Origin of the sequence: Solidesulfovibrio sp. DCME (genome assembly GCF_049995385.1) — a bacterium.
In the GTDB taxonomy this organism is placed as follows: Bacteria; Desulfobacterota; Desulfovibrionia; order Desulfovibrionales; family Desulfovibrionaceae; genus Solidesulfovibrio.
On sequence record NZ_CP188261.1, the window covers coordinates 4,937,338 to 4,950,819 of the forward strand.

Genomic DNA, 13,482 nt, shown 5'->3' on the forward strand with positions numbered 1-13,482 from the left:
GAGATATTGCCGTGCAGTCGTTTTTCGCCACCTGCCGTCGCGGCCTGGCGCTTTGCTGTCTGGGTCCGGTGTTTTTTTCCGCCCTCGCCCTGGCCCAGGGCCTGACCCCGGCCACACGGGGCGTGCCCCTGCCCGGCCCCGGCCCCAAGGCCTACGTGGCCATCGTCATCGACGACCTGCCCAACCTGGAGCTGTGGTCGCGCCTGGCCACGGACTGCGACAGCCACGGCATGAAGGCGACGCTGGCCCTCAATACGCAAAAGGCCACGCCCGAGGAGTACGCCATCCTGGCCGGGCACATCGCCAAGGGCCACGAGGTGGCCAACCACACCCGCGACCACGTGGCCGTGGCCCCGGGCGCGGTCATCCGGCTGCGCTTTTTCCATCCCTCGGCCAAGTCGGCCTATGCCGTGGTGGACGCCGCCGCCGGCAAGCTGCGCCTGATCGTGGACGACGCAGCCAAGCCCCTGGCCGAGTTCGACCTGTCCGAGGCCGGGCGCACGCCCACCATCAAGCAACTCGTGGACGCCTTGAATGACACGCGCGGCGTGACGGCCGAGATGGGCGACCCCTACTACGGCAACATCCAGTCGCGCTTTCTGGCCGGCAAGGACAAGGTGGACATCTTTTTCAAAAACGGCCTGGTACCGCTGTTCGTGGACACGGCCCAAAGCGCCCGCTACGAGATGGCCGGCGCGTTGGACGACATGAAAACCGGGCTGCCCCAGTACGCGGTCACCTCCATGGTCTATCCGTTCCTGGTCAGCGACCCGGTGTCCCGGGGCATCGCCGGCGAGCTCGGCATGGGCTGCGGCCGCGTGGGCACGGCCGGCTTCGCCGCCCTCGGCGCGCCCGGCGGCTACGACCTGTACCAGATCTACGCCGGCAAGCCCCGCGACCTGTTCGGCACGGACACGGCCAGCCCGGAATTTCGGGCCAAGGTCGAGGCGTTTTTAAAAAAGATCAAGGAGATCGGCGGCGTGCTCTGCCTGTATTCCCACGGCCCGGACGAGTTCACCAACGAGCAGTGGCAGGCGCTTTTGCCCATGCTGGCCAAGGACAAGGACGTGGCCTACGTGGCGCTTCGCGACCTGGCCACGGCCGTCAAGAAGCAGGCCACCCTGCGCGACGGCCGCTACTACCTGCCCCAGCCCAAGTAGCCCGGCACCCTACGCCCCGTGGCCCGGCTTGGGCGCCGGCGCGGCCTCGGCGGCGAAGCGCAGCCGCAGCGGCGCGCCGGTTGCCACCGCGAACACGCGCGGCAAGGCCCGCGACAGCCCCCAGCCCAGCAGCGAGAGCCCGGCCATGGCCGCGAGCCCCACCAGGGGATAGGCCACGAGCTGGCCGACGGTCCCGGCCGGCGTCCACACGGCCAGCAGCCGCGATTGCAGCAGGCTGACCGTGGGTTCGTGGGTGAGGAAGACGAAAAAGCTCATGGCCGCCACCCGGTGCAGCAAGGCACTGCCCTTGAGCCACTGCCGCCGCGACAGGCACCAGAACGCGGCCACGCCAACCATCTGATAGACCTTCTTCACGGCGGCCAGGGCGTAGGGGTCGAGCCCCAGCCAGGGCTGCAACCCCACCAGGACCGTGCCCAGGGCGAAGATCGGCAGGACATACAGGTCCCAGCCGGCCGTGTCGCGCAGGTTGGCCCGGCGCCTGGCCAGATAGCCGCCGGCGTAGAAGGCGAAGGCGAAGCCGGCCAGGGAATATTCGCTGGCCGGGGACTCCAGGAACCACAGCGCCGCCAGCAACAACAGCCCGCCCCGGGGCAGGCGCCGGTAAAACACCAGGAAAATCGGGGCCAGGGCAAAAACAACCAGCAAATCGCGCAGAAACCACAGCGGATAATTGAACGGGGACGTGCCCAGCCCGAGCAGCTTTTGCGGAATGCCGGCGGCCAGGACGAAGGACCGGCCGCCGAACAGCGGTATGCTGCCCACCAGGAACACCCAGGCGATCCAGATGGCGTTAAAAAGCACGAACGGCACGCCGATGGCCACGGCCTTGGTGCGCAACAGCCGCCAATACGCGGCCGGGGTGGCCTCGAGCTTGCGCAGCAGCAGATAGCCCGAGATGGCGAAGAAAAGCGGCACCGCCACGCAGGTTGGCCCGCGGTTGGCCATGGTCAGGACCCACTCCACGAACGGCGAGGCGAAGGGAACCGTGCCGCCGAGGTAGCGGCCGCCGTGGCACAGGACGATCAGGCCGATGAGCACGGCCCGCAGCACGTCGATACGCGCCGAGACGTCGGCGTCGATGGGCTCGCGCACGGGCGCCAGGGGCGCCTGGGAACCGGTGGAAAAAAACGACAAGAAGCCTCCGAAAGGGACGAGGATTCGCAAACAGGCGCCACGGCCGACGAGGCGCAGACGTTTGGCCAGTCGGCGGAAGGGGGATGGCGGTTACGGCGAGGCGCCTGACGCACCCGGACAATAGACAAACAAAAAGTCCGTTAGTATACATGATCCAGCAATTCAGTCAAGAATCATGTCGCGCCGCCCCTCCCGGACGATCCCCTCCGGTGGATCGATGCCAGCCAAGGAGCCGACCATGCCGTACGCCAGCCTCGCCCTGGGCTGCCTGCCCTACCTGACCGCGACCGTCCTGGCCCTGGGCCTGGCCCGCCGCCTGACCCGCTGGCGGCGGGCCAAGGCGCCGCCAGCCCCCCTTTTTCCGGCCGCGACCTCGCGGCCGGCCGCCTGGGCCGGCATCGGCCGCGAAATCTGCCTGCTTGGCGGCCGGCGCACCGTCTGGACCGTGGGCATCGCCGCCGCCTGGGCCCTGCACGCCGCCCTGGCCCTCATGGCCCTGGGGCACCTGCGCGTCCTGACGGATTTTCCCCGGCTGTGGGCGCGCCTTGGCCTGGCTCCCCAGGCCGTGGACCGCCTGGCCAGCGTGTGCGGCACCCTCCTCGGCCTTGTCGCCCTGGCCGCCGTGCTGGTGCTGGCCCTGCGCCGCCTGACCGTTCCCGGGCTTCGGGCCATCACCCGGCCGGGGGACGCCTTGAGCCTGGCCCTGCTCGGGGCGGTCCTCGCCTCGGGGCTGGCCATGCGCCTGGCCGGCCAGGCCGACCTTGGCCCGGTGCGGGCCTATTTCGCCGCCCTGGCCCGGTTGCGCCCGGTTCCCCTGCCCGACGTGCCGGGATTCGCCGCCCATTTCCTGCTGGCCCAGGCTCTGGCCGTGGCCCTGCCCTTTTCCAAGCTGCTTCACACCCTGGGTGTTTTTCCGGCCAAGGCCGGCCTTGTCGCCGATTCCGGCGGCTTGCCGGCCGGGACATAACCCGAGGAGGCGCCCATGCATCCCGGACTGGCCGCCCTTGATGCCCACAAGCTGGCCTTGGCCCGCGCCGCCGTGGCCGACATGGCCCATGGCCCTCGGGCCTTGCAACTGGCCCTGGACGTCTGCCTGGCCTGCGGGCGCTGCGCCGCCGCCTGCCCGGTGAGCCTGGCCGATCCGAACCCGCGGCTGCTGCCGGCCCGGCGGGCCGAACTTCTGCGCGCCGCCTACCGGCGCGGCCGGGGGCCGGACGCGGACGCCTTGCGCGTGTGGATGCGCGATTTTTACGAATGCACGGGCTGCCGGCGCTGCGCCGTCTATTGCCCCATGGGCCTGGACAACGCGGCCCTCACCCGAAAGGCCCGGGCCATCCTCCACGCCCTGGGCCTGACCCCCTGCCGCATCAGCGCCACCCAGGAGGCGTCGGAGATCCACGGCAACAACGAAGGCGCTTCCGAAGCGGCCATTCGCGACATCATCCGCTTCCTGGAGGGGGAATTGCGCGAGGAGCACGGCACGGCCATCCGCATTCCCCTTAACGAACCGGCCGAGGCCCTGTTCGCCACGGCCTCGAGCGAGATCATGGCCCGACCGGAAAACCTCATGGGCTGCGCCGTCTTTTTCCACCTGGCCGGCATATCCTGGACCCTGTCCAGCCAGGGGTTCGACGCGGCCAATTTCGGGCTTTTCTCCGGCGACGACGACCACATGCGCCGCAAAAACAGGCTCCTGCACGAGGCCTGCCTGGAGTGCGGCGCCAAACGCCTGGTCATCGGCGAGTGCGGCCACGCCTACCGGGTGGCCCGCTTCATGGGCGGCCACACCAGCGCGCCGGGGCTGCCCTACGCCGTGACCGACATCTTCACCGTCGCGGCGCACGTCCTGGCCCGGGGCGGCATCCGCCTGGACAAAACGCGAAACCCCCAGCCCGTGACCTACCACGACCCCTGCAATTTCGCCCGCAGCGGCGGCGTGATGGAGGCGCCGCGCCAGGTGCTGGCCGCCTGCGTGGCCGATTTCCGGGAGATGACGCCCAACCGCGAGGCCAATTTCTGCTGCGGCGGCGGGGGCGGGCTGGCCGTGCTGGAAACGGCCGAAGGCACCGGCCGGGCGGATACCTTTTACGAATTCCGCATGAAGGTGTCCGGCAGGATGAAGATCGAACAGATCCGGGCCACGGGAGCGGGCCTCGTGGCCGCGCCCTGTTTCAACTGCCTGCGCCAGATCGAGCAGTTGGCCGACTACCACGACCTGCCCGTGGCCGTGACCACGGTCTTCGAACTCTTCGACCGGGCGGCGCGCCGTTAAGGAGGAGGCGGCGTGTCATAAATGGAAGAGGGGAATAGCCTCCGGCGGCCAAAGGGCTCCCGCCCTTTGGAATCCCGCAAGGGGTTTCAGGGTACCACCGCACGTCGGCCCTGACGCCTTCCGGCGGTTGTGGGCCGAATGGCTAGGGGGACTGGCCGGGGTCCTCGTCGTCGCGAACGGCCGGCCTGGCGGCGATGCGGAAAAAGGCCAGCCCAAGGCCCAGCCCGGCGGCGGCCAGCAGGCCGGCGAAAACCCGGGAACGCGAAAGCCCGCCCAACCAGCGGGAAAACGCCTCCACGGCCACAAGCCCCTTGCCGCCCATGACTTCCATCTGCCGGTTGTAGGCCTTGGTGTCTTCCACGGGCGCCGGATAGGCCAGGCCGTCCACGACCACGTAGCCCGAGGCCTGAGGCGCCGCCTGCCCCCGCTGCCAGGCCCAGGCCCCCAGGCCCAGGCCGGCGCACAGGCAAAGGACGCCCCACAAGCGCAGCGTCAGGCGCCGGGACCGCTCCCGGGCCGCCTCCCCCGCCGCCGGGCCGGGGCTCATGCCCCGTCGCCGCCCGGGCCGGCCTTGGCCGGGGTGTAATCACACAGCGGCTCCGGGGCCATGTAGTCGCCGGACATGGTCTGGGCCCGGGCCCGGCAGCCGCCGCAGACGCGGTGGTACTCGCACACGCCGCACTTGCCCTGGTATTGCCCCTTGTTGCGAAACTGGAGGAACTGGGGCGAGGCGCGCCAGATTTCCGGGAACGGGGTGTCGCGCACGTTGCCGCAGTCGAGGTCCAGGTAGCCGCAGGGCTGGACCTGGCCCACGGCCGAGATGAAGCAAAAGCCCGTGCCGCCCAGGCACCCGCGCGTCATGGCGTCCATGCCGAAGGTGTCGGGCGTGACGGAAACGCCCTCGGCCTTGGCCCGCTGGCGCATGATGCGGTAGTAGTGCGGGGCGCAGGTGGCTTTTAAGTGCATGCTGGTGGTCTTGCGGAAGTCGTAGAACCAGTTGAGCACTTCCTCATACTGTTTCGCCGTGATGATCTCGGCCCCGAGGTCGGCCGCGCGGCCGGTGGGCACGAGCAGGAAGATGTGCCAGGCGGCGGCGCCGAGCCTTTCGGCCAACCGGAAAATTTCCTTGAAATTTCCCATGTTGTGCTTGGTCACCGTGGTGTTGATCTGAAACTCCACGCCGGCGGACTTGAGGTATTCGATGCCGCGCAGCGCCCCTTCGAAGGCGCCGGGCACGCCGCGAAAGGCGTCGTGGTCGGCGGCATTCGGGGCATCGATGGAGATGGAGCAGCGGGCGATGCCCGAGGCCTTGATTTCCCGGGCGTTTTCGGCGGTGATCAGCGTGCCGTTGGGGGCCATGACGCAACGCAGGTCACGGCTGCGGGCGTGGCGCACAAGCTCGAAGATGTCCGGGCGCAGCAGCGGCTCGCCGCCGGTGAAGATGATGATGGGGCTGCCGGTTTCGGGAAAGGTGTCGATGAGCGCCTTGGCCTCGGTGGTGTCGAATTCGCCCGGCCAGGGATCGAGGCAGGCCTCGGCCCGGCAGTGCTTGCAGGCCAGGTTGCAGGCCCGGGTGACTTCCCAGGCGATCAGCCGCAGGGGCGGCATGCCGCCGGGGCCGGTTTGACCGTGCGGGGCGCCCTGGGGGTGGCCGCCGGGATGACCGTAGGGATGACCGGAAGGCTGGCCGCCGGGATGGCCGGGGGCTTTGCCGTGGGGATGCTGCATAGGGGGTTTCGCGGGCGGGGCCGACGCACGGCCGACGCCCCCTCCTTGGGCTTGATGTGACGCGCGGCCGACGCCAAACGCCGACCGCGCGATCTGTCTGCTATAATGACTGGCGGGGCCCGAGGCAAGGCGTGGCTATTTGAGCCAGGGCAGGACCTTCTCGGCGAAATAGGTGATGATCATGTCCGCGCCGGCGCGCTTGATGCCGGTGAGCGCCTCCAGGATGGCCCGCTTTTCGTCCAGCCAGCCGTTGGCGATGGCCGCTTGCAGCATGGCGTACTCGCCGCTGACCTGGTAGGCGGCAATGGGCGTGTCGAAGCTGTCGCGCAGCAGCCGCAGCACGTCGAGGTAGGGCATGGCCGGCTTGACCATGAGGATGTCCGCCCCTTCGGCCAGGTCCGCCGCCGCCTCGCGCAAGCCCTCGCGCACGTTGGCCGGGTCCATCTGGTAGCCTTTGCGGTCACCGAACGCCGGGGCGCTCTCGGCCGCCTCGCGGAAGGGGCCGTAGAAGGCCGAGGCATATTTCACGGCGTAGGACATGATGGGGATGTGGGAAAAGCCCGCGTCGTCCAAGGCGATGCGGATGGCCGCCACCCGGCCGTCCATCATGTCCGAGGGGGCGATGATGTCCGCCCCGGCCCGGGCATGGCTCACGGCCGTCTTGGCCAATAGCTCCAGGGTGTCGTCGTTTTTGACCTCGCCGTGGCCGTCGAGCAGGCCGCAGTGCCCGTGGCTGGTGTATTCGCACAGGCACACGTCCGTGACCACGGCCAGCTCCGGATAGGATTCCTTGAGCCGCACCACGGCCCGCTGGACGATGCCGTCGTCGGCGTAGGCGCCGCTGCCGGCCGGGTCCTTCTTCTCGGGCAGGCCGAAAAGGATCACCGAGCGCAGGCCGTCGCCCATGGCCTTGCCCACCCGGGCCACCAGGCGCTCCACGGACAGCTGGGACTGGCCGGGCATGGAGCCCAGCGGCTTTTCGTAGTCCTTCTCGGGCGTATCCACCACGAAATAGCCCTGGATGAGGTCGTCGGGGCGCAGTTCGGTCTCGCGGACCATGTCGCGCAAAAAGGCCGTGCGGCGCAACCGACGGCCGCGATGAAACTCGCCGAAAGCCATGGGAAACCTCGCTTGCTGGCGTTTGATCAGTTTTTGCGGGCCGGAAAGAACGCGCCCACGATGTCGTCGACCTGGGACTGGCCTTCCTCGGCCAGCTCGCCCAGCCGGCCGGGTTCGAGCCCCAGAAGCTCCCAGGCCGCCGGTTCGAGGGGCGGCACCATCACCGAGGCCGGCGGGGTATGCCCCAAGGCCACGGCCATGATGTCGGCCAGATGCAGGATGGCCGCCTCGACGTCGCCCGGGCAGGCCGACGGGGTGTGATGGCAGGAGACCGTGGCCACCAGGGCCTCGGGGAATTTCCAGGCCTTGAGCAGCAGGCCCCCGATGAGCGGGTGGGAAAAGCCCAGGACCTCGTTTTCCGCCAGGCACAGGGGCGTCAGGTTTGCCTTGGCGTAGTAGATGGCCTCCACGGCGGCGTGGGGGAGCTTTTTGAAGATGACCAGCCGGCCGATGTCGTGGAGCACGCCGGCCACGAACAGCCGTTCGGAGCCGTTGCGGATCACCGCCGTGCCGAGCAGCCGGGCAAAGACCCCAACCGCCATGGAATGCTCCCAGAACGTGCGCATGTTGATCAGTTCCGGGGGGATGTCCTTGAAGGCGTTCATGGCCGAGATACCCAGGGCCAGGGTGGAGACTTCCTGGCTGCCGAGCACCATGACCGCCCGGCTGATGGAGTCCACCCGGTGGGGCAGGCCGTAGAAGGGGCTGTTGACGAGCTTTAAAAGCTTGGCCGTCAGGCTCGTGTCCTTGCCGATGACGTCGGCCACCTGGGAGGCGGAGCTGACGGGCGAATCCAGGACCTGGCGGATCTTGAAATAGATGTCCGGGAAGGAGGCCAGTTTGACCTCGCTGTCCACGAGGTCCTCCACGCCGCCTTCCTCGCGGAAAAAGAGGTCGGCCATGGACTCGGCCCGGGGGCTCGGGCCGACATCGGGCGGGAGCGGCTGGCCGGCGGCCAGGGCCCGGGCCTGGGACATGACGGCGGCCTCGAACAGGGCGGCCATGGCCGGCTGGGCCAGGTCATTGGCCAGAAAACGCCGGCCCACGCGGGCGGCGCATTCCTCGAGCAGCGCCGCGTCGATTGCGGCCGCCTCCTGGCCGTCCCCGGGCGCGTCGATGTCCGCCCCGGCCACGCCGCGCCGGCGCAGGCTGGAAATGAGGCCGTCGGTCAGGGTCATGCCCTTGGGCAACAGCATCTTGCCGTCGGAGCCCAGGAGGTCCGACGCCAGCACCATGCCCGGTTCGAGCGCATCCACAGGGAGCCTGCCCACGATCTGGTCCTTCGCGCGCCGCCGCGTGTGTTACGGCTTCATCGCTTCCATTGTTTCCTATTCCTTTTCCCCGGCCATGGTCAACAGGCGGCAGCGCTTTACAGACCCGCGCCCCGGGAGTATGACGCCCGCCGGACATCACACGCCACGGGCGAAGCAGCGGGGAGAAGCAGGACATGAGCGCAGGCGCGGCATCACTGGCTAAGGTCACGGATCTCGAAACCATCGTGGAGGCCGGCACCAGCCCGGCCATGGACGACACGGCCAAGCTGGCCGTGGCCGTCGAGGCCCTCGCGGCCATCGCCGGTGAAAACGACCTGACCTGCCTGCGGGCGCTTTTCCGCATGCGCCGCCAGGCCGAAGTGGCCCTGGCCCGCATCCGGGGCGTGCGCACCGACCAGCATACCCTTTTCTAACACCCCTTCCCCAAAGACGAAAGGGCCGCGAGCATCCGCCCGCGGCCCTTTTTTCCGTTGGCCGGCCCGGCCTATTCGTCGGGCCGGATCTCTTCGTCGGTCAGGTAGCAGGCCGGGTCCGGCCCCCAGACGTCGCCGCTTATGGCCTCGGCCCGGGCCCGGAAGTTGCCGCCGCAGATGGAAAGGTAGCGGCAGCCGGCGCAGCGCCCGGTGACGTGGCGCGTCTTGTCCTTGAGCTTGGCCAGAAGCTCGATGTCCGGGTCGTCCCAGATCTCGGAAAACGGCCGCTGCCGCACGTTGCCGAAGACATGGTTGCGCCAGAACTGGTCGGCGTGGACCTTGCCGTCCCAGGAAATGCAGCCGATGCCCCGGCCGGAGCTGTTGCCTTCGTTAAACGACAAAAGCTCCTTGACCTCGGCCGCCCGGGCCGGGTCCTCGCGCAACAGGCGCAGGTAGACGTAGGGGCCGTCGGCGTGGTTGTCCACAGTCAGGACTTCCTTGGCCAGCCCGGCCTCGTGCAGGGCCCGGGTGCGGTCCATGATCAGGTCGACCAGGGCCCGGGTGGCGGCGTGGTCCAGGTCCTCCTTGATCAGTTCCGAGCCGCGGCCGGCGTAGACCAGGTGGTAGAAGCAGATGCGCGGTACTTCGAGGTCGCGCAAAAGATCGAACAAAAGCGGCACTTCGCCGACATTGCGCTTGTTGATGGTGAAGCGCAGCCCGACCTTGAGGCCTTCCTTCTGGCAGTTCTCGATGCCGGCCAGGGCCTTTTTGAAGGAACCCGCAACGCCGCGGAAACGGTCGTGGACCGCCTCGCCGCCGTCCAGGGAGATGCCGACGTAGGACAGCCCCACGGCCTTGAGTTCCCGGGCCTTGTCGCGGGTAATGAGCGTGCCGTTGGTGGAAATGACGGCCCGCATGCCCCGCGAGGTGGCGTGGGAGGCCAGCTCCGTCAGGTCCTTGCGCACCAGCGGCTCGCCGCCGGAAAAAAGCATCACCGGCGCGCCGAAAGCGGCCAGGTCGTCGATCATGGCCTTGGCCTCGGCCGTGCCGATGTCGTCGACACCCTCGGGGTCCACGGCCTTGGCGTAGCAGTGGACGCACTTGAGGTTGCACCGCCGGGTCATGTTCCAGACCACGACGGGTTTTTTGTCCGCGGAAAATTGCAGCAGGTGGGAGGGGAGCTTGCCGGAGTGGCGGCCGTAGCGCAGCGCGTCCGAGGGCTCGACCCCGCCGCAGTAAAGCTTGGAAATGCCGATCATGCGAAATCCTCGTTCTTCGTTGGGTGGGAAGGCCCTATAATACATTTTCCGGGGACGGGGTAGGGGGCGGCCCAAGGGACGGGGCGGCGCCAACCCCCCGGGATGTCGCGGCTTGATCGCTCAGGGCCGTTTGGCGGTCATCAAAAAAACCGTGAAGGGGCGCACGGTGCCGCACTTGGCCGGCTTTTCGATGGTGGCGGCCGTGGCCGCGTCGATGTCGGCGAAGCCCAGGCCGGCCAGGGTGTCGGCCAACTCCAGCCGGTCGAAGCCAAAGTGGTGCACGCCCTCGTTGTCGTCGTGGAAGGCGCCGCCCTCGGCGTCGAGGTCGGCCAGGGCCAGGCGGCCGCCTTTTTGGAGGGCGCCGAAAAGGCGCGTCAGCACCGGGGCCAGGTCCGGCACGTGGTGCAGGACCATGGCGCTGGTCACCAGGTCGTAGCGGCCGGGAAAGGGGTCGCCGGCGGCCAGGTCGGCCAGGATGGTGGCCACGTTTTGCAGGTCGGCCGCCTCGATCTTGGCGTCCAGGGCGGCCAGCATGCCGGCCGAAAAATCCAGGCCCGTGACGCGCTGGCAGCGCCGCGACAGCTCCAGGGTCAAAAGCCCCGTGCCGCAGCCGAAATCCAGCGCGTCGCCCACGGGTTCGCGGAACACGCCGGCCCGGTCCATGGCCGCGATGATGTCGGCGGTCAATTTGCGGCGGTGGGGGCTGGTGTCCCAGGCCGCGGCCTTGGCGTCGAAGCGGGCGGCGGCATCGGTCTCGGGCGCCTCGGGCGAAGCGGACGCCTCGGCCGAAGCGGGCGTCTGGGGCATATCGGGCATATCGGGGGCTCCTTGCCTGCGGTCAGGCCGAAGGCGGTGGCGTGTCGGCCTTGGCCTTGCCCACGGCCTCGACGAGTTTGGCGAGCAGTTCGTCGATGTCGCAGGGTTTGAGCAGGTAGTCGGCGGCCCCGGCGGCCAGGCCGTCCTTGGCCGCTTCCTCGGAGCCATGCCCGGTGAGCATGACCACGGGCATGGCCGGCACCATCTTCTTGAAAACCTTGAGCACCTCGATGCCGTCCATGTCCACCATCTTGAGGTCGCACACGGCGGCGTCGAAGTCGTTTTCCCGCAGCAGCCGCAACCCCTCGGCCCCGGACAGGGCCACCTCGACGGCGAGCCCCCGGCGGCGCAGCCGCTTGGCCAGCACCTCGGCAAAGCCCACCTCGTCGTCGACGAGGAGCACCCGCAAGGGAACCTGTTCGCTCATGCCATCTCCCAACAACCGGCCTCAGGGCTGGCCCGGCCGGGCCGCGGCAGCGGGCCTGCCCGCCGCGGGCAGGCTGACCCGGAAGGTCGCGCCCTGTTCCGGCGCGGAATCCACCGAAATTTCGCCGCCGAGTTTTTTGACGATGCCGTAGCAGATGGACAGCCCCAGCCCCGTGCCCTTGCCAACGGCCTTGGTGGTGAAGAAGGGTTCGAAGATGCGGGCGGCCACGGCCTTTTGCATGCCGTGGCCGGTGTCGGTCACGAGCAGCTCCACCCGGTCGCCGACAAGGCGCGTGGCGATGGTCAGGACGCCGCCATTGCGCTCCATGGCATCCAGGGCGTTGTTGACGAGGTTGAGCACCAGTTGTTGCAGCTCCGAGGGCGAGCCGGCCACATGGGGCAGCTCCCCGCCGAGATCGGTTTCGATGCGCACGTTGACGTAGCGGGCCCGCTTGGTCGACAGTTCGGCCATCTCGGCCACCAGGATGTTGAGGTCGAGCTCCTTGATGCGCTCGTCGGTCTTGCGGGCGAAGCTCAAAAGCTTGTGGGTGATTTCCTTGCAGCGCGAGCCCTGCAGGCGGATCTGGTCCAGGGCCCGGCGCATCTCGGCCATGTTGTCCGGCGTGTCGCGGTCGTCGTCGGACAGGATGTCGGACACCCAGCCGGCCTCTTCCATCATGATGGCCACGGGGTTGTTGATCTCGTGGGCGATGCCGGCGGCCAGCTCCCCCACCGAGGCCAGCTTGCCGGCCTCGATGACCTGGTCGTTTAAGGCGTCGCGCTCGGCGTCGGCGGCGGCCACCCGGGAGACCATGCGCCGGGCCAGGATCCAGGAGGCGGCCAGGATGACGCAGCCACCCAGGGCCACGATGGCGATGGCCAGCATCCTGGCCCGGTAGAGCGAGGGAAAGGCGTCGGTTTCGTCCTGCTGGTAGACCAGGGCCCACTCGCCGCCCTTGAGGACACTAGCCACGTAGATCATGGGCCGGCCGGTCTCCGGGTCCTCGCGGGAAAAAACCAGCGGCTTGTCCTCGGTTGCGGCCACGCTGAAGCCGGGCTGGCCCCAGATGTTGGCCCGCAGGTAGGCCACGTCGATGCCCTGGGCCCGCCGGGGCGTGGTTTGCAGCTCGCCCCGGGCGCTTAAGATGAAGGCCTGGCCCGTGGCGCCCTGGCCGATGTTTTCCACAAGCCTGTTGAAGGCGGCGAAATCGATGGCCGCCCGCACGAAATAGTCCCGGCCGTCGTGGGTCACCCGCACGGCCACCACGAAATGGGGCAGGCCCCGCAGGCCCAGAAAGACGTCGCTGACGGTCACGTCGCCCTTCTTGGCGGCGAGGAACCAGGGCGCCTCGGCATAGTCGGCCCGGCCCAGGCGGAACGGCCCGGCGTAGGTGACCAGGGCACCAGCCCCGTCCACCAGCCCCAGGTCCACGAACACGCCGCCGTGCTCGTGCTGCATGGTGGCCAGAAGGCCGGCCAGGGCCCGGTCGTCGGTGAAGTCGGCAAAGGGCGCGATCTCGGCCAGCACCCGCAGCTCGGCCACGGATTCGCGCAAAAAGGCGCCCACCTGCTGGCGGTGCTTGAGCACCAGCTCCTCGAGCTGGGCCACGACCTTGGCCCGGTAGGCGGTGTGGAACTGGTGGCCGAGGACCACGGCGCAGGCCAAAAGCGGCGCCAGGGCCACGGCCGTCATCCAGGCCACCATGACCCGCGTCAGGGACTGGTAATAGTGCCGGTCGCTCAAGGACGGGCTCCGGCGGCGGCGGGCGGGAACACAGTGGCCAAATGCATGAAAAAAGCATACGTCTCCGCAACGGGTTTTACAAGCCGCCAGTGTCACGAAACGGCCCGTTTCGCGGA

General features: G+C 68.8%; 13 protein-coding genes. 4 read left to right on the forward strand and 9 right to left on the reverse strand.

What is annotated here, in order from left to right:
- The first annotated feature begins 11 nt into the window (after positions 1 to 11).
- The gene (locus ACP59X_RS21830; protein WP_428562605.1) at positions 12 to 1,160 is read left to right on the forward strand and encodes a polysaccharide deacetylase family protein; all 1,149 of its coding nucleotides are present in this window, start codon (positions 12 to 14) and stop codon (positions 1,158 to 1,160) included.
- Between the two features lie 9 nt (positions 1,161 to 1,169).
- Here ACP59X_RS21830 and ACP59X_RS21835 read toward each other — a convergent pair whose 3' ends face one another.
- Positions 1,170 to 2,315, reverse strand: coding sequence for an acyltransferase family protein (locus ACP59X_RS21835; RefSeq protein ID WP_428562607.1), 1,146 nt, complete (start codon positions 2,313 to 2,315; stop codon positions 1,170 to 1,172).
- Between the two features lie 238 nt (positions 2,316 to 2,553).
- Here ACP59X_RS21835 and ACP59X_RS21840 point away from each other — a divergent pair, with 238 nt between their 5' ends.
- Together ACP59X_RS21840 and ACP59X_RS21845 are read left to right on the forward strand one after the other, a co-directional pair.
- Positions 2,554 to 3,282: a respiratory nitrate reductase subunit gamma gene (locus tag ACP59X_RS21840; RefSeq protein ID WP_428562609.1), complete on the forward strand. Its 729-nt coding sequence runs from the start codon at positions 2,554 to 2,556 to the stop codon at positions 3,280 to 3,282.
- A gap of 15 nt (positions 3,283 to 3,297) precedes the next feature.
- Positions 3,298 to 4,587: a (Fe-S)-binding protein gene (locus ACP59X_RS21845; protein WP_428562611.1), complete on the forward strand. Its 1,290-nt coding sequence runs from the start codon at positions 3,298 to 3,300 to the stop codon at positions 4,585 to 4,587.
- 142 nt (positions 4,588 to 4,729) lie between these two features.
- On the opposite strand, the gene ACP59X_RS21850 is transcribed toward ACP59X_RS21845, so the two are convergent.
- From ACP59X_RS21850 to ACP59X_RS21865, 4 genes are all read right to left on the reverse strand, one after another.
- Positions 4,730 to 5,134, reverse strand: a complete 405-nt coding sequence (locus ACP59X_RS21850; RefSeq protein WP_428562613.1) for a hypothetical protein — start codon at positions 5,132 to 5,134, stop codon at positions 4,730 to 4,732.
- Positions 5,131 to 6,315, reverse strand: a complete 1,185-nt coding sequence (gene ahbD, locus ACP59X_RS21855) for a heme b synthase (protein WP_428562615.1) — start codon at positions 6,313 to 6,315, stop codon at positions 5,131 to 5,133. The genes ACP59X_RS21850 and ahbD overlap by 4 nt, the downstream gene beginning before the upstream one ends.
- A gap of 135 nt (positions 6,316 to 6,450) precedes the next feature.
- On the reverse strand, positions 6,451 to 7,434 hold the full coding sequence (hemB, locus tag ACP59X_RS21860; RefSeq protein WP_428562617.1) for a porphobilinogen synthase: 984 nt from the start codon (positions 7,432 to 7,434) through the stop codon (positions 6,451 to 6,453).
- Between the two features lie 26 nt (positions 7,435 to 7,460).
- Positions 7,461 to 8,705 carry an HDOD domain-containing protein gene (locus ACP59X_RS21865; RefSeq protein WP_428562619.1) on the reverse strand — a complete coding sequence of 415 codons (1,245 nt, stop codon included), beginning with the start codon at positions 8,703 to 8,705 and terminating at the stop codon, positions 7,461 to 7,463.
- 176 nt (positions 8,706 to 8,881) lie between these two features.
- Here ACP59X_RS21865 and ACP59X_RS21870 point away from each other — a divergent pair, with 176 nt between their 5' ends.
- Positions 8,882 to 9,121: a hypothetical protein gene (locus tag ACP59X_RS21870; RefSeq protein ID WP_428562621.1), complete on the forward strand. Its 240-nt coding sequence runs from the start codon at positions 8,882 to 8,884 to the stop codon at positions 9,119 to 9,121.
- A gap of 71 nt (positions 9,122 to 9,192) precedes the next feature.
- Here the strand turns inward: ACP59X_RS21870 and ahbC are convergent, their stop codons facing one another.
- The 4 genes from ahbC to ACP59X_RS21890 form a co-directional block, all read right to left on the reverse strand.
- Positions 9,193 to 10,380, reverse strand: a complete 1,188-nt coding sequence (gene ahbC, locus ACP59X_RS21875) for a 12,18-didecarboxysiroheme deacetylase (protein WP_428562623.1) — start codon at positions 10,378 to 10,380, stop codon at positions 9,193 to 9,195.
- 120 nt (positions 10,381 to 10,500) lie between these two features.
- Complete coding sequence (locus ACP59X_RS21880; RefSeq protein WP_428562625.1) at positions 10,501 to 11,196, reverse strand: class I SAM-dependent DNA methyltransferase; 696 nt, start codon at positions 11,194 to 11,196, stop codon at positions 10,501 to 10,503.
- Positions 11,197 to 11,218: 22 nt separating this feature from the next.
- Complete coding sequence (locus ACP59X_RS21885; protein WP_428562627.1) at positions 11,219 to 11,623, reverse strand: response regulator; 405 nt, start codon at positions 11,621 to 11,623, stop codon at positions 11,219 to 11,221.
- Positions 11,624 to 11,644: 21 nt separating this feature from the next.
- Positions 11,645 to 13,366 (reverse strand): sensor histidine kinase, encoded by a 1,722-nt coding sequence (locus ACP59X_RS21890; protein WP_428562629.1) that lies wholly within the window; start codon positions 13,364 to 13,366, stop codon positions 11,645 to 11,647.
- Positions 13,367 to 13,482 lie beyond the last annotated feature (116 nt).